We start from the raw sequence: 17591 nt of genomic DNA, 5'->3' as shown, positions 1-17591 counted from the left end.
ATTTCAGCCTGTGGGCGGCGTGGTATCCGTATTTTCAACTTGAGCTTGGACCCCCGCCTGCGCGGGGACGAGCGGAATAAGAAGACGAGGAAAGACAGATGGCCGTTCTGAGCGAAGAACAATCGATGCTCCGCGACGCGGCGCGCTCGTGGGTGCAGGAGAAGTCCCCGGTCACCGCGTTCCGCAAGATGCGCGATAGCGGCGTGGACGTGGGCTACGACGCCGACGCCTGGAACGAGATGGCGGAGATGGGGTGGGCCGGGGTGATCATCCCGGAAGAGTACGGCGGCTCGAACTTCGGCTACCTGTCCATGGGCCTGATCCTGGAGGAGACCGGCCGCACCCTGACCGCCTCGCCGCTGCTGGCCTCGGGCCTGGCTGCGGCCAGCGCGCTGGTGCTGGGCGGCTCGGACGAGCAGAAGTCGGAGTGGCTGCCGAAGATCGCCGACGGCTCGGTCGTGGCGACGCTGGCCATCGACGAGGGCCCGCACCACCGGCCGGAGAAGGTCGAGGCGCGCTTCGAGGGCGGCAAGATCACCGGCCGCAAGACCTTCGTGCTGGAAGGCATGGCGGCGAACCTGCTGGTGGTCTCGGCCAAGGGGCCGGACGGCATCGGGCTCTATCTGGTGCGCGCCGACGACGGCGGCGTGAAGCGCCAGCGCCTGCAGCTCGCCGACAGCCGCGGCGCGGCCAACATCGAGCTGAACGGCGCCGCCGCCGAGCCGCTCTCGGGCGGCTTCGAACTGGTGGAGAAGGTGCTGGACCGCGCCCGCGCCGGCGTCGCCGCCGAAATGCTGGGCGCGGCCACCCAGGCCTTCGAGACCACGCTCGATTACCTGAAGACGCGCGTGCAGTTCGGCCAGGTGATCGGCTCGTTCCAGGCGCTGCAGCATCGGGCGGCCAAGATGTTCACCGACCTGGAGCTGTCGCGCTCGGCGGTCGAGGCGGCGCTCACCGCCATCGACAACGACGCGCCGGACGTGGCGGAGCTGGCCAGCCTGGCGAAGGCCAAGATGGGCGACACCTTCCACCTGGTGTCCAACGAGATGGTCCAAATGCACGGCGGCATCGGCATGACCGACGCCCACGACGCCGGCTTCTACCTGAAGCGCGCGCGGGCGGCGGAAGCGGCGTTCGGCAACCAGGCCTACCACCGGGACCGCTACGCGCGGCTGCAGGGCTACTGAGATCAGGCTCCGAGGCCGGCGCGCCCTACGCGCCGGCTTTGGGGAATGGGGTGGGCTAAGGACCCCTCCGTGGCGCGAGCTGCGGAGGGGTTTTTCGATCAGGAGAGAGCGAACGCGCGACGCACGGCCAGACCAGATAGAAACAGCAGTGCCAACGCGACGACAGACTGGACCGATCCAACCACTCTGACGAGCAGAGACTTGAGCAGATCCGCCACCGGAGAGCAGCCGGTGAAGAGGTTCTCGATCCACCCACCTGCCAAAGTCTCGGAGCCACGTGGGACCGCCGGCAGATTAACGTCCCGGCTCCAAACGGTGAACGGCTTCACAATCTGCCGGGCGGAGAATTGGAGCGCCTCAAGGGCCCCCTCCACGCTCCAGACGGCTGCAACTGTCCAATAAACGGCCGCGAAACCGATCCACCCCACTAACCCCAATACGATGAGGGGACGAGAAACGCTTTGTCCGTACTCGCTGCTCACGTCGTACAGCCAAGAGAGGGCATTCTCCGTTGGAGGTGCGTCCCGGTCCCATCGTCTAGAGCGCCGAGCTCTCAGTTCAAGCGTATGGAAGAAGCGCTCATACTTGGCGTTGTTGATTTCTTCGGCCCGCTGCCTGAGAGCATTGTAGGCTCGCTCATATGAGGCCAAGCGAGCATTCTCCGACAACTGAGCCGCCGGGTTGGGTGGCTCTCTTAGGCACCGCCTGAAGTTGGTCAGCTTGTAGAATTCAGTATCGAAGTCGGCCTTTAGGGCTCGTCCTGCGCTAAGCACCCAAGTCCATCGAGAGCCAGTGGCATAAGGGCTCGGAGCGATCTCAAATTTTACATTTCGAAATGAGACGTTCTCATGGAACTCGCAGCCGTAAAATTCCGCTAATCCAAGGAACTCGGCTGAGTCAAAAGTAGCCGCCTCAAGAAATCTTCTCCGATCAAAATCGAAACAGATCTCGTCAGCCGCCGGAGCAAATTTCGCGCCGAGGAAGTTGGCACGGCCGACGTCCGCTGCGAACTCGGACGTGCCGGCTCTCGCGATGAGACCAGCTCCGAAGCGGGCGTTGTGCAGATGCACGATGCCTCGAAGCTGGGCCCCAGAGAGTTGGACCCGCCCTTCAAACTGCGCTTCTTCAGCACTGAGAACCGTGCCTATCCTAGCATCGGATAGATCGCAGTATCCCCTGCACTTTGAGCGAGTGAAAACCAGGGTTTCACACTGAAGCCCTGGCAAACCGACCGACCCCGAAAACGCCGCCTCGTCGAGTCTCAGGAATTCGATGTTCGCTCCCCGACCCTCTAGGTCAGTCAATATTCCAGATCGAAGGTCAAGTTCAGCGATCTTTGAGGCACCCAGCTTCACGCGCCCGTTCACCCTGGAACGAGTAAAGTCCGCCCGCTTCAGAACCACTCCTTCCAACGAGAGCGCACCAGCCTGAACATCTTGCGCCGAAAGATAATAGTTTGCGGCTCCCCCGCTTATCTGAACTTGATCTAGTATTTTGCTGTGATCGATCCGTCCGAAGGCAGAGTCATTTAGACCGCTGATCGTCAGAGCCTTGCACCGCAATCTCTCTGCCCGAACGTCACCGCTCGTATGAACTGCTCCCTCGCTGCGCAGTCGCTCCATCAGAACCAGAGCATTGGCTTGGATCGCGACCCGATCCCGCACGAAGGCGTCCGTAAGAGTCACCGTCGCCCGAGCGTTGCTGATCTCAACCTCGTGCGCGGTTACGCGAGCCATCGAGATGCCGCTGCTGACCTGCGAGGTGACCGCTACCGCACCCGCAACATAAGCATCGTCCAAGCTGAGAGACTCGAGATTGCGTCCCGTGATGGCCAAGCGCCCCAGCACGAGGGCTTGGTTTAGAGACAGGCTGTTGCCGAGTAGCCTTCGCTCGTCGAAATTGAAGAGCCAGACCCCGCGCAGATCAGGCCCGAATTCATGAAGGATATTGCCGATGGGCGACTGGTGGTTGAGAGGCGTGAACTCCGAGTTCGGCCGCCCTTCGGGGTCGTGCGGGGGGGACCTTCCGTACGTCCACCGGCGGCCGCTAAACTCGGCGAACGAGTAGGCGCGTGGGAAGTTGATCCCACTCTTCCGGCAGCCCTCCACCGAATAATCGGCGTCCCACCAAGCTTTGAACCAGGCGCGGTATTTTGAGTCCGCCTCGAAAAGTTCGGTAAATTGCCTCTGGTTCACTTCAGTTCACGCCTGAGCTTCAACATCTCCCCGACGTGACCGCGGCGCCATGAACTCCCCGCTGTAGCAGGCCGGCTAGTGCGGTTAACGCGCCGGGCAACATCAGGAAGGCGCGAGCGCGAAGCGGAACTCGTGCTCCTCGCCCGCAAAGCCGACAACGACCCGCAACTGCTGCGGCTCTCCCTTGGCAAACTTCGGCTTGTTGACGATGACGTTGCCGCCTACCGCACGGCCAGGCTCGACGGTGGTTGTCCTCAGGACGCTGTCGCCGAGGCCGCTCAGCGTGTCGTCCAACGTCCTGCTGATCATAGACAGGCTGCGGTTGGTTTGGGCCTGATTGATCGAGTTGGCGAGCGCCGCATTGGCGGGGTTGTACACCGTCGACGTCGACGCGTAGTTCGTGAAGCCTGTCCTCGACCCGTACGCCGTCCCATAGGTGTTCACGGTCGTGGGCTGCGATGCCGCATACGCATTTGCCGCTCCAGACAAGGCTACCGCGAACGTCTGCCACGCAGCCGCAGTCTTGGCCTCCTTCACCAGCTGTTCGTAGGTAAACACCCGTACCGGCGTACCGTTGGCTGTGAAGACCTGAACGTTCTCCGTACCCAGATTGAAGTTGGATGATCCGTCGTTGAACGCCACGACGCCAAGGCTCATTCGTCCTTCGAAGGCCGTTGAGGTCGGAGCAACGCGCACTGCGCCCTGGTCCTTCTTCGACATCACCAATGCCGCCCCTCGGTCGTACGTGACCTCCTGGTTCGAGCTAGCGATAGGCGCCAGGGCGTAGGTCGTGGCGCAACCAGTCAGCGCCAGCGCGGCCGCCGCCGCGAGCGTGTGCTTCAACATTCTTGATTTCCCCCCACTACAGTCAAGCTTAGGAAAGCGCCTGATACAGACGAAAATCAAGGCCCTGCGCCGCAAGCGCCCCATCCGCCACCTCGCCCTCCGCCCGCCGCAGCGCCCACGGTGCAGGGGCTGTATGGGAGGCGGCCGGTCCTGCGCTTAAGTCCATGGCGGGCAGTTTGCCTGCCGGGCCAGGGGCGGAGGATTGGTCCGCAGGCGACCCATAGCGGACCTAAGATGGGTCTGCTTCCGTTTCGAGGGCGGTCACCTGCCGCTCGGCCGAGTGCAACTGCAGCCCCGCTGATGCAGAACGACCTCGGCGCGTCGGCTTACCGCCGGAGCTTCGATTGCCGACAGGTCGAGCACGAACAGGATCAGCCCTGACCCGTCCGTGACCAGCCTGACCGTTCAGCATCTCCACACGCGCGTCGTTGTGACGGGCCAGCTCCTGGCCCCCGTAGTCCAGCCCCGGGTAAGTCTAGTCGACAGCCGTCGGTGTCCCGCGTCGGGTTTCCGACGCAATGCCAGGTCTTCGCCCCCCCCCACGCCGGGCACGTTACTTCTCAAGGCAGGCGCCTTCCTTGCGCCCCCCATGGGCCGTGCTACACCATTGCGGGAAAGAGGTTGCGGCACGGCCTCTGCCGGATGATGGAATGCAGAGTTGGCTCTTGTTGAGCAAACCGGCGAACAGGACGCTGCGCTCAGCCTGACCTTAGCCGTCGTGGCGGCTGCCAACTCACCGCTCATGCTTCTGGACGGCGAGTTGAAGGTCATCGCCTTCAGCACTGCCTTCTGCCGCACATTCGAGCTTGATGGGTCAGCGGCCACCGGGCAGCAGGTCTTTGATCTGGGGGGCGGGGCATGGAACCTCCCCGAGTTGCGCGCCCTGCTGGAGAGCACGCTCTCAGGAGACGGCTCCGAGGACACCGAAATGAGCCTGCCGCGCCGGGGGCGGGAGCCCCTCAGGCTCCTGGCGCACGCCGAGCGGCTCGAATACCTCGACCTTGACGAGGTCCGGCTGCTGCTGGCGGTGACAGACCTGAGCCAGGCTCACGCCGCCGAACAGGAAAAGGAGGAACTGCGCCAGCGGAACGCGCTGCTGGTGGAGGAGGCCCGGCACCGCGTCGCCAATAGCCTGCAGATCGTCGCCAGTGTCCTCATGCAGCAGGCGCGGAGGGCGCAATCTGAGGAGGTTCGCGGCCATCTCAAAAACGCCCACCACCGGGTCATGTCGGTGGCGGCGCTGGAGCGACGACTTGCCGGTTCAGAGGAGGAGTGGGTCGAACTCGGCCCCTACCTCGAGAAGCTGTGCGACAGCATTGCGGCCTCGATGATCCACGACCCCGAGCGGGTGTCGCTGCATGTGGTGGCGGACGAGGGCCGCGTGGCAGCGAAAGTGTCGGTCAGGCTCGGGCTCATCACCACGGAGCTGGTGCTGAACGCCGTCAAATACGCCTTCCCTGGTGACCGCGCGGGAGTGATCACCGTGCGCTACTCGGTCACGGAAAGCGGCTGGGTGCTTACGGTTAGCGACGACGGGGTCGGGTTCCCTGCCGATACCGCTGAAGTGGTCGAGGGGCTGGGAACGAGCATCGTTCAGGCCTTGGCCACCGAACTGCGGGCAGTCGTCTTGCTAGACGGGACAGCCCCTGGGGCGGCGGTTTCCATCGTGCGCTCTGGAGCAGCCGGCGTGTGAACGCGATCGGGCTCTGTAACCTGGGGCGTCAGCTTTCCCCCCTCAGCGGTCGCTCGCGAAGTCCTCAGCGCCTTAGGACCATGGCGGCCAGTTTGTCTGCCGGCCAGGGCGTCTCGCAATCAACCATGGGCTTAAGGGCGGGGGGGCATCCTGAAGGATGCTCATGCGCCACAGGCTTGATCGGGGCGCGCGACCTTGCGCCGGGATGACGAGCGGCTTGGGGCTGTCGCCGCGGGAACTGCGGGGCGCTGCGAAAATTCAGCAGATAATGGTGCGTCCACGGCGGATGCGGGTGATAGACCCGCGTCCGCAGTTCGCACCGTCACACAAGCCGAGCGCGGTGCACATGGCCAAGGGTCAGAAGAAGTCCAACAAGGAAGTCCGCAAGCCCAAGCAGGAGAAGCCGAAGCCGCAACCGGCCGGGCGTTCGTTCCTGGACCCGTCCGGCGCGAAGGGCCGCTAAGCCACGGCGCGCCGGGAGGCGATCCCGGCGCGCATCGGACGAAGTCTCGTCTGGAGGTCGGATAAGTTTTCGCTCGCGTTGGCGAGCGATGTGTGGGATTATGTCCCTATCGAATTGCGATTTGGCTTCGGTTGCTCTCCGCTCTTGATCTCAGGATCGAGCTCCGGGCCTACCTAAAACCTCTCCGACAATTGATCTGACGCCTCCGCGGGGGCGTTCGAAAACTCATACCTAGAAGAGAAATTCCTATGACAACCGGCACCGTCAAGTGGTTCAACCCCACCAAGGGCTTCGGCTTTATCCAACCTGACAGCGGCGGCCCGGACGTTTTCGTCCACGCCAGCGCGGTCGAACGTTCGAGCCTCGGCTCCATCCATGAAGGCCAGAAGCTCGGATACGAGCTCGAGCGCGACAGCCGCAGCGGAAAGTTCTCCGCCGCCCAGCTGCAAGCGGCCTAAGGCCTCAGGCCCGGGGAGGCGCCGCCTCCTCGGGCGTCCTGCCCTGACACATGACCCGACCGACCATCGAACGTGCTTTCGAGCTCGCCCGCTCCGGCGAAGCTGCAGACCTTCCGGACCTGAGGCGTCGGCTGAAGGCCGAGGATTGCCGGGCCGTCGATGCGCTGCTCGCGCCGCGGGCCATCAGCAGTCATCTCATCGCCATCTGCGCCGCCGCCTACAGACGGCCCGTCGACGCACGGGCCGAGTGCGAACCGGCCTGATCAGCTCGGCCCCCCCTCTTACTTTCCTGTCTGGAACAACAATGTCCTTCACCACCGTCATCCGCCCGTCGCGGCGCGCCGCCGAGACCGCGGCCAAGGCCCACGCGGCCCGCACACCGATAGCAAGGGCTTCGCGCCCGATCCTGCACCTGAAGTCGACACCGGCGAGCTGAACGCTCGCCCATGGGCGCCGCGCCTGGCGCCCCCCCCCCCTCGATCCGCAACAGCATGAGTTCAGTGATGCAGACCTTTCGAGCCTCCATCCGCGACGCCGCCGGTACGATCACCTGGGCCGCCTGGATCGAGGCCTCCAGCCTGGCTGAAGCCAACGGCATGGCCGCGCGCATGCTCCCCGAGCGGCCGCGGACCGTAGAGCTCTGGTGCGCGGCCAGCCGCGACCTGCCCAGCGGCAGCGTGCTCGAAGCGGTTTAGGTCGCGTTGCGCCGGCGGCGACGACGCCGCCGTCCTTGACACGCCTGGACCGGCAGGCTCGCAATCGACGCTGGCTTTGAGGGCGGGCGGCATCCTGAAGGGCGCCTGCGCGAGGGTTGCTATGTCGGAGGAGGACGCGGGCGGAGGCGAGAACCTGACCGGCGTCTGGCACGGGATGTACACCTATCCCTACGGTGGCGAGCCGACCGCGTTCGTGGCCAGCGTGCTGGACACGGCGGGCGCGCTGAGCGGCACGACGCACGAAGCGTCGACCTTGCCCTGGCTTCTCGGCGTGACGGTGTTCGCCACGATTGGCGGGGCCCGCGAGGGTGAGAACGTTAGCTTCCTGAAGACCTACGATGACGCCGCCCAGGGCTCCGGCTACGACAGGCCGGTGCGCTACGAAGGACGGCTGAACGCGGACCGCACCGAGATCGAGGGCCGCTGGCGTATTGCGGGAGAACCGGAGGGCAAGTTCCTCATGATCCGCGAGCGCCAGCGGGCGAAGGCGGCCGCCCGGACGGCTTACGAGAAGGTCTGAGGCGTGTCCGAAACCCCAGCGGCTGGTCCCGACGGCGGTCGCAGCCGCAAGCCGGCGCGGCGGCTGCTGGCGCTCGCGCGCGGGCTGCTGCTGGCGGGCGTCGCGGCAGCGGCGGCGTTGCTGGCGATCTCCTGGCTGCGGACGGAGCTTCGCGGCGACGGCGGCGACGTGGTGGCGGGGAATCCCGGGCCGGGCTGGAACGTGGAGCCGGCGGGCGACGGGGTCGCGCTCGTCAGGCGCGAGGCGAGCGGCGCGGAGGCGTTCCGCCTGGTCTGCCTCACCAGCGGGGAGCTGTATGCGGAGCTTCCGGGGCTCACGCGGATCGGCAGCGAGGACCGGCTCACGCTCGGCGCGGGCGATCAGCTCGCGGTCCTGGTGGTGTCGATGGACGGACCTGCGCAGGGCCTCAGGGCCACCGGGGCGCGGGAGGCGGGGTTCCTCGAGTCGCTCGGGAGGGGCGCGCCGCTGGCGGTCTCCTACTCGGCGCGGCAGCTGGCGCCGGGGGCGCCGCCTGCGGAGTTGCGGGCGGCTTTCGTGGCGGCGTGTCGCTAGCCCGTTTCGGCGCGGCGCTTTTCGGCTCGTCCTGCGTTAGGTGGCCATGACCCGAACCTTCCTGCTCCTGGCGGCCACCCTGATGGCCGCGCCGCTCTCCGCCCAGGCCGCCACCGACGCGTCTTCGAAGGTGAAGGCCGCCTTCGGCAACACCGTGCTGACGATCGACCCGGACGGGCGATCGCGGAAGATCTGGCTGCAGCCGGACGGCACCTGGACGGGCCTGAGCCGGCGGGGGCTGGACCTGGCCGGCAAGTGGACGGTGAAGGGCGACAAGGTCTGCCTCAGCCAGTCGAAGCCCCGCCTGCCCGGCAGCATGTGCGAGAATTTCCCGAGCGAGTTCGGCGTGCCGATGAAGGCGGCGAAGGGTGTCCAGCTGAAGCTGGTGAAGGGCCGCGTCACCAAGTAGGCGGTCTAGCGCCGCCGGCCGAAGAGGCGGGCCATCAGGGCGGCCACGCTGCCCGTGGCCCCCGGGTCCGCGGCGACGGTGAACTCCGCCTGTCCCCATTCGAATTCGTCTTGATCGTAGCGCCAGCCGCACGCGTCGGCGGCGACCTCGACAGGGACGTCGAACAGGAAGTCGACCTCGGAGGCCTCGCCACCCGCCTCGTCCAGCTCGCGCAGGGCCGCGTCGCGCGCGGCGGCGAAGGTCTCGGGGAGCCGCCCTTCGGCGTCCAGGTGGGCGAGGCCGCAGCCGGCGTCGTGCTGGATCCGCCAGACGCAGGCGCCGTCGCGGAACAGGCGCGCCGAGCTGTACATGACGTGCTCCTCCACCTGGCCGGCCAGCAGCGTCGCGCCGGCCGAGAGCTGCGCCAGGCGCGCGTCGGAGGCGAAGTCGAAGTCGTTGCTGAACACCAGCGCCCAGCCCGTGGGCAGGTCGGCGGCCGAGAACGGCGCCTCGTTGGCCTCGTCCGGATGGCCGGTGTCGGTCAGCGAGAGGCGGCCGAGCGCGTCGGCCTTGGTGAGGCCTTCGAAGGCCAGCCAGGAGATCGAGAATCCCATCGCGGGCATACTGGCCCAGGCGGGGCCGTGGCGGCAAATGGCGCGGGGCCCGATCAGTAAGCCCCGAGGCCGGCGATCGCCGCGACGGCGGCGGCGAAGGGGATGACGGCGGCCATGACGACGTTGGCGAAGGTGGTGAGCGTGGTCATCGGAGAGGTCCTTGTCTGGGCTGGCCCGGCGGGCCGTTGCGATGACCCGGTTGTGCCGCAGACGAGGGCGGGCGGCTGTGACGGGCGTCACGAAGCTGCGCCGTACGAAAAAGGGGCTCAGGCCCGGACGGCCTCGCCGACGGCGCGGTCGCCGTCGAACACCTCCACCCGGTGGCAGGTGGAGTGCTGGGCGAGGATCCGCTGGGAAGCGGCCACGGCCTGCTCGTCGCTCTCGTGCACGCCGGCCTCGATGGACAGGGCGGCGGCCCGGTCGGGGCTCCAGCAGTAGAAGGTGTAGAGGGGCAAGCCGCGCGCTCCCGTTCCGAGGGACGCGCCGAGTAAACGCCGTTACATGACTGATAGCTGAAGGAGCTTCACCGTGGGGGGCGCCTGTCGCCGGCGGGCGGGGCCTGCTCGGCCTTGCGGCGCAGCTCGGCGGCCTTCTGCAGCAGGCGCTCCTTGTCCGGACGGTAGCTGACCACAGCCGCCAGGCGTTCGGCCTCCTCGGCCTCGGCGATCAGTTCCTGCTGCGACTTCATGGCCCGCCAACCCGCACAAGCCCTGGGGCGTTCCGGGCGCTTGTAGTCAAGTCGCTGATTTAATGGATGTCGTCGCGGGACGCCCGTGAACCCACGGTAACTTGCCCTGCGCGTGAACCTGTGGCGCAGTGCGGCGACATTCGAAGTACGTCGCCTTAGGAGTTCCGCATGTTGCTCGCCCTCCTGGCCGCCGTCGCCCTGGCCGCGGCCGAGCCGGCGCAGGCCCCCGCCGCCACCGGTGTGACCGAGGTTTCCCCCGTGACCGTGCCGGCCCCCAAGCCTGCCGAGGACGCTAAGGCGGAGAAGCCGAAGCAGATCTGCTTCAACGAGCGGCCCACCGGCTCGCGGCGCATCACGCGGGTCTGCTACGACCGCGACGTCTACGACGAGACCCGCGAGCGCCTGTCGCGCCAGCACGTGCGCGAGAGCCCGAGCTTCCCGGGCGGGCGCGTGGGCGTGAGCCGCTGAGGCGCCTCGCCAGCCGGCGCGGTTCTGCTAGGCTCCTGATCCGAGAGCGGCCGGCGCGAGCGGCCCCCGGGAGGAGCGTCACATGAAGACCATCACCGCCGCCGCCATCGCCGTCCTGGCGTTCGCCGCCGCCGGCTCGGCCCTGGCCGCCGACAAGGGCTGGAGCCCGCCGCGCACCGCCGACGGCAAGCCTGACCTGGGCGGGGTGTGGTCGAACGCGGCGCTCACCAACCTGCAGCGGCCGCCGGGCGTCGCCAAGCTGGTGGTCTCGAAGGCCGAAGCCGAGGCGCTGGTGAAGGCCAACCCCTTCATGCAGCTGATCGAGGCCGAGAGCGGCGAGAGCAACCCGGACGACGCCCTGCTCGACGACGGCAACGCCGACCGCGGCTACAACGCCTTCTGGATCGACCCGGGCAAGATGCTGGGCAAGGTGAAGGGCGAGTACCGCACCTCCTGGATCGTCGAGCCGGCCAGCGGCCAGATGCCGCTCACCGACGAGGGCAGGAAGCGGGTGGCGGCGGTGCGGGCGGAGCGGCAGAAGGTGCTGTTCCACGGGCCCGAGGCCCTGCCCATCCCCGAGCGGTGCCTGATCGGCTTCTCCGGCTCCGGCGGGCCCGGGATGCTGAACCCGATGTACAACAACAACTACCACATCGTTCAGACGCCCGGCGCGGTGGTGATCGACGTGGAGATGGTGCACGACGCCCGGATCGTGCCGATCGCCGCCAGCAAGGCCGCCGCCCAGGCGATGCACGGCCCGGTGCCGAAGTGGCTGGGCGACAGCGTCGGCTGGTGGGAGGGCGACACCCTGGTCGTCGAGACCGTGAACGTGAACCCGCAGCAGGCCCGCTCCGGCCCGATCTACCTGACGGAAAAGGGCAAGGTGACCGAGCGTTTCACCCGGGTGGGCAAGGACGAGATCTTCTACGAGTTCACCGTCGAGGACCCGGTCTACTACAGCCAGCCCTGGCGGGCGGAGCTCGCGCTCAACGGCCGCAAGGAGCTGGTCTACGAGTACGCCTGCCACGAAGGCAACTACGCCATGCCCGGCATCCTGGCCGGTGCGCGGAAGGACGAGGCCGAGGGCCGGGCGCCGAGCCTGGGACCGGGCATCTTCGGCACGCCGATCCCCAAGAAGACGGGGCAGCAGACGCAGCAGCCGTCCGGGGCGGCCGGCGGCGGCGCGTAGGCCCCTTCCAAAAATATTTTCGCGAAAAGCGAGCTTGGCCGGAACGCCGTTCGCCAAGCGGAGTTTATTGCCGCGACCGCACGAAGCCCCCCCACTTGCGGTCGGAACGGCCGGCTCCGCCACACCCCTGGCACCCCCCTAAACGCCTGCGGAGCCGGCCAACTTCCCTCTCACCTCCAACGGTGACCGGGGTCACAACAGGCCCGGTCCGCCACGGGTATTGGACGGCCCTCGACGCCGCCAAGCTCCACCTGCGAGGGACGAACCCGATGCTCTACCGCGCGATCTTCATCACCCTCGCCAACCTGGTGGTGATCGCCCTCGTGCCGGTGGCCGCCAGCCTCGCCGTCGCCGCCCAGGCCATCGGCGGCTAAGCGCACGGCGCCTGCGGGGAACTAGACTGCGGCCTTCGCGCGTTAGCGGCGGGTGAGCGAGACCTGCGACATCCGCCGCTATCGCGACGAGGGCCACGTGGTCTTCGACTACGAGACGCCGCGCCCGACCGGCCGCACCCTCCAGCTCGAGGTGGAAGACCAGGGCCTGGTGATCCAGGCGGTGCGCACGCCGCTGAACCACTGGGCGCTGCGGGTGAACCCCGCGGGCGGCGACGACGTGGTGTTCCCGCCAGCACAGGACGGCGGCGAGCCGGGCCGGCTGAAGGTGCAGCTGAAGTGGAAGCGCGGCGGCTGGATGGCGCTGTGGGTCAACGACGCCTTTGTCGGCTTCCGCCCCTTCCGCCCGCCCGCCGTGAACTGATCCCGCAGATGCAACCCGCGGTCGCTGGCGCGCGGCGCAGATGTTCTGCATTTGTTCGCCCCATGACGCGCATTCGCTACACAGGCATCTCCGACCCCGTTAAGGCCTTCGAGGAGCTGACCCCGCTGGTGGAACAGCTCCGCAAGCTGCAGATGCGCTGCAAGCCGTTCGGCGCCGACTACCACGCCATCGGCGTGGCCATCGAAGGCCTGCAGACCGCCGCCTACCACTTCACCCGGCGCCCGCACTTCTGGGCCGCGGAGGACCGCGGCCAGGGGGCGATGCGCAGCTAGCCGGTCACGAACTCGTCGGCGGCATAGCCCTGGAAGAACAGCACGGTGGTGAGGTCGGCGTGGTCGACCTTGGCGTGGGCTTCGGCCGCGACGATCGGCTTGGCGCGGTAGGCGACGCCCAGGCCCGAGGCCTTGATCATCGCCAGATCGTTGGCGCCGTCACCGATCGCCAGTGTCTCGGAGAGGTCCAGGCCGGCGGCGGCGGCTTCTTCCCTCAGGGCGGCGAGCTTGGCCTCGCGGCCGAGGATAGGCTCGCCCACCCGCCCGGTGAGCGTCCCCTCCCCTTCGATCAGGGTGTTGGCGCGGTTGGCGTGGAAGCCGGCGGCCTCGGCGACCCGCGAGGTGAAGAAGGTGAAGCCGCCGGAGACCAGCACGCAGCGGGCTCCGTTCGCCGCCATGGTGCGCACCAGGGTGCGGGCGCCGGGGTTGAGGCGGACGCGCTCGTCGTAGGTGCGCTGCAGGGCGTCGACGGATAGGCCCCTGAGCATCCCGACCCGCTCGCGAAGGGCGCCTTCGAACTCCAGCTCGCCGCGCATGGCGCGCTCGGTGATGGCGGCGATCTCGGTCTTCTTGCCGGCGTAGTCGGCGAGCTCGTCGAGGCACTCGACGTTGATGATGGTGGAGTCCATGTCCGCGACCAGCAGGCGCTTCTTCCGCCCCTCTGCGGGCTGGACGCACCAGTCGATGGGAGCGTCCTTCAGGTCCTCGGCGAGGCCGGCGCGGACCGCCTCGAGGCTTTCCACGTCGAAGATGTAGTCGTAGGCGGAGACCACGCCCTTCGAGAGGGCGCGCTCCTCCACCATCCTGGCGGTCTCCAGGGTGGTCAGGCGGGCGCGCCATCGCCGGGCGCCGGCGGGATAGACGAGGGTGAGGGCGATCAGCATGTCCGGCCGCATCTGGCTGATCGCCGGGCCCACGGCAAGCGGCAAGTCCGCGCTGGCGCTGAGGCTGGCGGATGCGGTCGGCGGCGAGATCGTCAACGCCGACTCCATGCAGCTCTATGCCGACCTGCGGGTGCTGACGGCGCGGCCTTCCGCCGAGGAGGAGGCCCGCGCGCCGCATCACCTGTTCGGCGTGGCCGACGCCGCCGACGGCTGGAGCGTCGGGCGCTGGCTGCGGACCGCCGCGGAGGTCCTAGGCGAGATCACGGGCCGGGGGCGCACGGCGGTCGTGGTCGGCGGGACCGGGCTCTATTTCCGGGCGCTGACCAAGGGCCTTGCGGAAATCCCGCAGATCGCCGCGCCGGTGCGGCGGCAGGCGGCGGACGACTTCGAACACATGGGCGAGAGCGCCTTCCGCGGGCGGCTGGGGCTGCACGACCCGGCCGCCGCGGCCCGCATCGCACCGGGGGACCGGCAGCGGCTGGTGCGGGCCTGGGAAGTGTTCGCGGCGACGGGCATGGCGCTGAGCGACTGGCAGCAGACCGGCGACCCCGTCCTGCCGGAGGGGAGCTGGCGCGGCGCGGCGCTGGAGCCTGCGCGGGACGTGCTCTACGCCCGCTGCGACGCGCGTCTGGACGCCATGGTCCAGGCGGGCGCGGTCGAGGAGGTGCGCGCTCTGGTCGGGCGAAACCTGGACCCCGACCTGCCGGCGATGAAGGCGGTCGGCGTGCGGGAGCTGGCGGCCTTCGTTCGGGGCGAGACGACGCTGGATGAGGCCCTGGAGGCAGCCAAGCGCGAGACGCGGCGCTACGCCAAGCGGCAGATGACCTGGCAGCGGGGACAGATGGGCGAGTGGCCGCGGATCGGGGGCGAAGATCAGGAGGAACAGTGGAGGCAGTTTATTGCCCTAGAGCCACGCTTGACGCTCTCCTAGGAGCATGCGAAAGCCCTGAACCTCGGTTTTCGGAGAACGCACGTGCGCGCGATCCTCGTACTCGTAAGGCGGCCGTAGACGGTCTGACCCCGCGTCAGAACGAACGGTCGCTCGCAACCAGGCCCCTCCGAGGGCCTTTTTTCTTGTCCATTCCACACCCAGGTCCCGTCCCATGACCGCCCACCAGACCATCGAAGCCGACCCGAAAGACCAAGAGGGGGACACCCTCTCCGGCGCGGAGATCGTCGTGCGCGCGCTGCTCGACCAGGGCGTCGAGGTGCTGTTCGGCTATCCGGGCGGGGCGGTGCTGCCGATCTATGACGCGCTGTTTGCCGAGCCGCGGCTACGGCACGTGCTGGTGCGCCACGAGCAGGGGGCCACCCACGCCGCGGAAGGCTATGCCCGCTCCACCGGCAAGCCCGGCGTGGTGCTGGTGACGTCCGGGCCGGGCGCGACCAATGCGGTGACCGGCATCGTGGACGCCCTGATGGATAGCATCCCGATGATCGTCATCACCGGCCAGGTGGCGACCCACCTGATCGGCACCGACGCCTTCCAGGAGTGCGACACGATCGGGATCACCCGTCCCTGCACCAAGCACAACTACCTGGTGAAGGACGTCGCCGACCTGCCGCGGATCATCCACGAGGCGTTCCACATCGCCACGTCCGGCCGGCCGGGTCCGGTGGTCATCGACATCCCGAAGGACGTGCAGTTCGCCAAGGGCGCCTATCAGGGGCCGGGCGAGGTGAAGCACAGCCACAACTACAATCCGCGCGTGAAGGGCGATCCCGGGAAGATCGCCGAGGCCGCGGCGATGCTCGCCAAGGCGCGGCGGCCGATCCTCTACACCGGCGGCGGCGTGATCAACGCCGGCCCCCGCGCGGCCGCCCTGCTGCGCGAACTGGCCGAGCTGACCGGCGCGCCGGTGACCTCGACCCTGATGGGCCTGGGCGCCTTCCCGGCGTCGAACCGGCAGTGGCTGGGCATGGTGGGCATGCACGGCAGCTTCGAGGCCAACAACGCCATGCACGACTGCGACGTGATGGTGGCGGTGGGCGCGCGGTTCGACGACCGCGTCACCGGCCGGCTGGACGCGTTCGCGCCCACCTCACGGAAGATCCACATCGACATCGACGCCAGCTCGATCGGCAAGAACGTGCGTGCGGACGTGGGCATCGTCGGCGATGCAGCAAGCGTGCTCGAGGACCTGATCGCGGTCTGGAAGAAGCGCAACCTGAAGACCGACGCCCAGGCCATGGCCGACTGGTGGCGGGAGATCGAGGCCTGGCGGGCGCGCGACAGCTTCCGCTATCGGCCCGACACCAAGCTGATCAAGCCGCAGCATGCCATCCAGCGGCTGTACGAGCTGACCAAGGACCGCGACGTCTACATCACCACCGAGGTGGGCCAGCACCAGATGTGGGCGGCGCAGTTCTATCACTTCGACGAGCCGAACCGCTGGATGACCTCGGGCGGGCTGGGGACGATGGGCTACGGCCTGCCGGCGGCGGTGGGCGTGCAGATCGCGCACCCGAACAGCCTGGTGATCGACATCGCCGGGGACGCCAGCGTGCTGATGACCATGCAGGAGATGTCGACGGCGGTTCAGCACGACCTGCCGATCAAGATCTTCATCCTCAACAACGAGTGGATGGGCATGGTGCGCCAGTGGCAGCAGCTGCTGCACGGGGAGCGCTACTCACACTCCTACTCGTCCAGCCTGCCCGACTTCGTGAAGCTGGCGGAAGCCTACGGCGGGGTGGGCATCCGCGCCGAGCACCCGGACGAGCTGGACGACGCGATCCGGCACATGATCAGCGTCGACAAGCCGGTGCTCTTCGACTGCCGGGTCACCAAGGAAGAGAACTGCTTCCCGATGATCCCGTCGGGCAAGGCGCACAACGAGATGATCATGGCCGAGGAGGCCCGTGACCTGGGCTCGATCATCGACGACGCGGGGAAGCGGCTGGTCTAGTGCCGCGCCCCGATCCGGGCCATGACCTGGGGCGGCACGTGCAGGCGCTCAAGCAGGGCCTGATGGTCTGCGCAGTCGCAGGCCTCGTGCTGGACGACGAGGCGCCAGACCGCGTCGGCGGCCCAGTCGAGCAGTGCGGCGCGGCCGGCCGCCGGACCGTCCCAGGCCTGCAGCGCATCGAGCGCCGCCTCCACCTGGTGCTCGCAGCGGGAGACGGCGGCGTCCAGCTCTTCAAGGAGTTCGAACTTGAGGACCGCCTCGCCTGAATCCACGTGCTGCGGCTCGGCGAGCGTCCTGGGGGCGTGAAGCGGAGACATGCAGGCTCCCTTCCTTCCGTGACCCCTGACCATAGCACCCCTGAACCGGAGGCGCGCGCGCTCCCGACTATTTGACACCGAGGCGGTTCAGGACCTCGCGGGGGATGGCGTACTGGGCGACGATGGCCGTGCGGTCGCGCAGGCCCATGACCTCGCGCTGGACGAAGAAGCACCAGACGGCGTCCGCTGCGACCTTCAGCGCCTCGGGGCGGCCCTCGCCCGGGCAGGCGGCGAGCGCGGCCAGCGCCTTCTCCACCCGCTCGCCCTGGCGGCCAAGCGCGGCGGCCTGCTCCTGCAGCAGCTCGTAGCGCAGCACGGCCTCGCCGGTCTCGACGCCGAGGCGCTTGGTCAGGCTCTGGGGCATGCGCAGGGAAGACATCGCGCCCATGTTGGCGGCCGGGCGGCCGGACGCAAGCGGGGCCGCGGGCGGGTTGCCATGAGCGGGGGGTCCCGCC

At 68.0% G+C, this 17591-nt stretch carries 24 protein-coding genes; 16 read left to right on the top strand and 8 right to left on the bottom strand.

The window, feature by feature from the left end; translation table 11 throughout:
• Positions 1 to 98: 98 nt before the first annotated feature.
• Complete coding sequence (locus VIL76_RS18300; protein WP_332046478.1) at positions 99 to 1187, top strand: acyl-CoA dehydrogenase family protein; 1089 nt, start codon at positions 99 to 101, stop codon at positions 1185 to 1187.
• Between the two features lie 98 nt (positions 1188 to 1285).
• Here VIL76_RS18300 and VIL76_RS18295 read toward each other — a convergent pair whose 3' ends face one another.
• Positions 1286 to 3382: a pentapeptide repeat-containing protein gene (locus tag VIL76_RS18295; protein WP_332046477.1), complete on the bottom strand. Its 2097-nt coding sequence runs from the start codon at positions 3380 to 3382 to the stop codon at positions 1286 to 1288.
• A 102-nt stretch (positions 3383 to 3484) separates the two neighbouring features.
• Positions 3485 to 4228 carry a hypothetical protein gene (locus VIL76_RS18290; RefSeq protein WP_332046476.1) on the bottom strand — a complete coding sequence of 248 codons (744 nt, stop codon included), beginning with the start codon at positions 4226 to 4228 and terminating at the stop codon, positions 3485 to 3487.
• 658 nt (positions 4229 to 4886) lie between these two features.
• Here VIL76_RS18290 and VIL76_RS18285 point away from each other — a divergent pair.
• From VIL76_RS18285 to VIL76_RS18245, 9 genes are all read left to right on the top strand, one after another.
• Positions 4887 to 5921 carry a sensor histidine kinase gene (locus VIL76_RS18285; protein WP_332046475.1) on the top strand — a complete coding sequence of 345 codons (1035 nt, stop codon included), beginning with the start codon at positions 4887 to 4889 and terminating at the stop codon, positions 5919 to 5921.
• A 346-nt stretch (positions 5922 to 6267) separates the two neighbouring features.
• Positions 6268 to 6384, top strand: a complete 117-nt coding sequence (locus VIL76_RS18280; RefSeq protein WP_332046474.1) for a hypothetical protein — start codon at positions 6268 to 6270, stop codon at positions 6382 to 6384.
• A 248-nt stretch (positions 6385 to 6632) separates the two neighbouring features.
• Positions 6633 to 6842 carry a cold-shock protein gene (locus VIL76_RS18275; RefSeq protein WP_332046473.1) on the top strand — a complete coding sequence of 70 codons (210 nt, stop codon included), beginning with the start codon at positions 6633 to 6635 and terminating at the stop codon, positions 6840 to 6842.
• 50 nt (positions 6843 to 6892) lie between these two features.
• On the top strand, positions 6893 to 7105 hold the full coding sequence (locus tag VIL76_RS18270; RefSeq protein ID WP_332046472.1) for a hypothetical protein: 213 nt from the start codon (positions 6893 to 6895) through the stop codon (positions 7103 to 7105).
• Between the two features lie 41 nt (positions 7106 to 7146).
• Complete coding sequence (locus VIL76_RS18265; RefSeq protein WP_332046471.1) at positions 7147 to 7278, top strand: hypothetical protein; 132 nt, start codon at positions 7147 to 7149, stop codon at positions 7276 to 7278.
• A 67-nt stretch (positions 7279 to 7345) separates the two neighbouring features.
• A complete protein-coding gene (locus VIL76_RS18260; RefSeq protein WP_332046470.1) occupies positions 7346 to 7537 on the top strand; it encodes a hypothetical protein in 192 nt (63 codons plus the stop codon).
• A gap of 121 nt (positions 7538 to 7658) precedes the next feature.
• Positions 7659 to 8078: a hypothetical protein gene (locus VIL76_RS18255; protein ID WP_332046469.1), complete on the top strand. Its 420-nt coding sequence runs from the start codon at positions 7659 to 7661 to the stop codon at positions 8076 to 8078.
• Between the two features lie 3 nt (positions 8079 to 8081).
• Positions 8082 to 8630 carry a hypothetical protein gene (locus tag VIL76_RS18250; protein WP_332046468.1) on the top strand — a complete coding sequence of 183 codons (549 nt, stop codon included), beginning with the start codon at positions 8082 to 8084 and terminating at the stop codon, positions 8628 to 8630.
• A 46-nt stretch (positions 8631 to 8676) separates the two neighbouring features.
• The gene (locus VIL76_RS18245) at positions 8677 to 9039 is read left to right on the top strand and encodes a hypothetical protein (protein WP_332046467.1); all 363 of its coding nucleotides are present in this window, start codon (positions 8677 to 8679) and stop codon (positions 9037 to 9039) included.
• Between the two features lie 5 nt (positions 9040 to 9044).
• On the opposite strand, the gene VIL76_RS18240 is transcribed toward VIL76_RS18245, so the two are convergent.
• The 3 genes from VIL76_RS18240 to VIL76_RS18230 form a co-directional block, all read right to left on the bottom strand.
• Positions 9045 to 9641 (bottom strand): hypothetical protein, encoded by a 597-nt coding sequence (locus tag VIL76_RS18240; protein WP_332046466.1) that lies wholly within the window; start codon positions 9639 to 9641, stop codon positions 9045 to 9047.
• A 257-nt stretch (positions 9642 to 9898) separates the two neighbouring features.
• Complete coding sequence (locus VIL76_RS18235; protein WP_332046465.1) at positions 9899 to 10087, bottom strand: hypothetical protein; 189 nt, start codon at positions 10085 to 10087, stop codon at positions 9899 to 9901.
• Between the two features lie 68 nt (positions 10088 to 10155).
• A complete protein-coding gene (locus VIL76_RS18230; RefSeq protein ID WP_332046464.1) occupies positions 10156 to 10320 on the bottom strand; it encodes a hypothetical protein in 165 nt (54 codons plus the stop codon).
• Positions 10321 to 10488: 168 nt separating this feature from the next.
• Between VIL76_RS18230 and VIL76_RS18225 the strand changes: the two genes are divergently transcribed.
• From VIL76_RS18225 to VIL76_RS18210, 4 genes are all read left to right on the top strand, one after another.
• Positions 10489 to 10788: a hypothetical protein gene (locus tag VIL76_RS18225; protein WP_332046463.1), complete on the top strand. Its 300-nt coding sequence runs from the start codon at positions 10489 to 10491 to the stop codon at positions 10786 to 10788.
• Positions 10789 to 10870: 82 nt separating this feature from the next.
• On the top strand, positions 10871 to 11977 hold the full coding sequence (locus tag VIL76_RS18220; protein ID WP_332046462.1) for a hypothetical protein: 1107 nt from the start codon (positions 10871 to 10873) through the stop codon (positions 11975 to 11977).
• A 426-nt stretch (positions 11978 to 12403) separates the two neighbouring features.
• Complete coding sequence (locus tag VIL76_RS18215) at positions 12404 to 12733, top strand: hypothetical protein (protein ID WP_332046461.1); 330 nt, start codon at positions 12404 to 12406, stop codon at positions 12731 to 12733.
• Between the two features lie 62 nt (positions 12734 to 12795).
• Positions 12796 to 13026 (top strand): hypothetical protein, encoded by a 231-nt coding sequence (locus VIL76_RS18210; RefSeq protein ID WP_332046460.1) that lies wholly within the window; start codon positions 12796 to 12798, stop codon positions 13024 to 13026.
• On the opposite strand, the gene serB is transcribed toward VIL76_RS18210, so the two are convergent.
• Positions 13023 to 13907, bottom strand: coding sequence for a phosphoserine phosphatase SerB (gene serB, locus VIL76_RS18205; RefSeq protein WP_414695447.1), 885 nt, complete (start codon positions 13905 to 13907; stop codon positions 13023 to 13025). The genes VIL76_RS18210 and serB overlap by 4 nt on opposite strands.
• A 1-nt stretch (position 13908) precedes the next feature.
• On the opposite strand from serB, the gene miaA reads away from it, so the two are divergent.
• Both miaA and VIL76_RS18195 read left to right on the top strand, forming a co-directional pair.
• Entirely contained in the window at positions 13909 to 14841 is a 933-nt protein-coding gene (miaA, locus tag VIL76_RS18200; protein ID WP_332046459.1) for a tRNA (adenosine(37)-N6)-dimethylallyltransferase MiaA, read from the top strand.
• 172 nt (positions 14842 to 15013) lie between these two features.
• Complete coding sequence (locus VIL76_RS18195) at positions 15014 to 16819, top strand: acetolactate synthase 3 large subunit (RefSeq protein ID WP_332046458.1); 1806 nt, start codon at positions 15014 to 15016, stop codon at positions 16817 to 16819.
• Here the strand turns inward: VIL76_RS18195 and VIL76_RS18190 are convergent.
• Complete coding sequence (locus VIL76_RS18190; RefSeq protein WP_332046457.1) at positions 16816 to 17136, bottom strand: DUF6665 family protein; 321 nt, start codon at positions 17134 to 17136, stop codon at positions 16816 to 16818. The two genes, VIL76_RS18195 and VIL76_RS18190, sit on opposite strands and share 4 nt — an antisense overlap.
• A 67-nt stretch (positions 17137 to 17203) precedes the next feature.
• Positions 17204 to 17500, bottom strand: coding sequence for a DUF6665 family protein (locus tag VIL76_RS18185; protein WP_332046456.1), 297 nt, complete (start codon positions 17498 to 17500; stop codon positions 17204 to 17206).
• Positions 17501 to 17591 lie beyond the last annotated feature (91 nt).

The organism is Phenylobacterium sp. (genome assembly GCF_036563285.1).
Taxonomy (GTDB): domain Bacteria; phylum Pseudomonadota; class Alphaproteobacteria; order Caulobacterales; family Caulobacteraceae; genus Phenylobacterium.
The sequence above is the reverse complement of the archived record's forward strand: the minus strand, read 5'-3'. Positions and strand labels throughout refer to the sequence as shown.

Coding starts and splice junctions, on each gene's coding strand:
- VIL76_RS18300 (WP_332046478.1), top strand. CDS start 99: ATGGCCGTTCTGAGCGAAGAACAATCGATGCTCCGCGACGCGGCGCGC.
- VIL76_RS18290 (WP_332046476.1), bottom strand. CDS start 4,228: ATGTTGAAGCACACGCTCGCGGCGGCGGCCGCGCTGGCGCTGACTGGT.
- VIL76_RS18280 (WP_332046474.1), top strand. CDS start 6,268: ATGGCCAAGGGTCAGAAGAAGTCCAACAAGGAAGTCCGCAAGCCCAAG.
- VIL76_RS18275 (WP_332046473.1), top strand. CDS start 6,633: ATGACAACCGGCACCGTCAAGTGGTTCAACCCCACCAAGGGCTTCGGC.
- VIL76_RS18270 (WP_332046472.1), top strand. CDS start 6,893: ATGACCCGACCGACCATCGAACGTGCTTTCGAGCTCGCCCGCTCCGGC.
- VIL76_RS18265 (WP_332046471.1), top strand. CDS start 7,147: ATGTCCTTCACCACCGTCATCCGCCCGTCGCGGCGCGCCGCCGAGACC.
- VIL76_RS18260 (WP_332046470.1), top strand. CDS start 7,346: ATGCAGACCTTTCGAGCCTCCATCCGCGACGCCGCCGGTACGATCACC.
- VIL76_RS18255 (WP_332046469.1), top strand. CDS start 7,659: ATGTCGGAGGAGGACGCGGGCGGAGGCGAGAACCTGACCGGCGTCTGG.
- VIL76_RS18245 (WP_332046467.1), top strand. CDS start 8,677: ATGACCCGAACCTTCCTGCTCCTGGCGGCCACCCTGATGGCCGCGCCG.
- VIL76_RS18240 (WP_332046466.1), bottom strand. CDS start 9,641: ATGCCCGCGATGGGATTCTCGATCTCCTGGCTGGCCTTCGAAGGCCTC.
- VIL76_RS18230 (WP_332046464.1), bottom strand. CDS start 10,320: ATGAAGTCGCAGCAGGAACTGATCGCCGAGGCCGAGGAGGCCGAACGC.
- VIL76_RS18225 (WP_332046463.1), top strand. CDS start 10,489: ATGTTGCTCGCCCTCCTGGCCGCCGTCGCCCTGGCCGCGGCCGAGCCG.
- VIL76_RS18220 (WP_332046462.1), top strand. CDS start 10,871: ATGAAGACCATCACCGCCGCCGCCATCGCCGTCCTGGCGTTCGCCGCC.
- VIL76_RS18210 (WP_332046460.1), top strand. CDS start 12,796: ATGACGCGCATTCGCTACACAGGCATCTCCGACCCCGTTAAGGCCTTC.
- miaA (WP_332046459.1), top strand. CDS start 13,909: ATGTCCGGCCGCATCTGGCTGATCGCCGGGCCCACGGCAAGCGGCAAG.
- VIL76_RS18195 (WP_332046458.1), top strand. CDS start 15,014: ATGACCGCCCACCAGACCATCGAAGCCGACCCGAAAGACCAAGAGGGG.
- VIL76_RS18190 (WP_332046457.1), bottom strand. CDS start 17,136: ATGTCTCCGCTTCACGCCCCCAGGACGCTCGCCGAGCCGCAGCACGTG.
- VIL76_RS18185 (WP_332046456.1), bottom strand. CDS start 17,500: ATGCCCCAGAGCCTGACCAAGCGCCTCGGCGTCGAGACCGGCGAGGCC.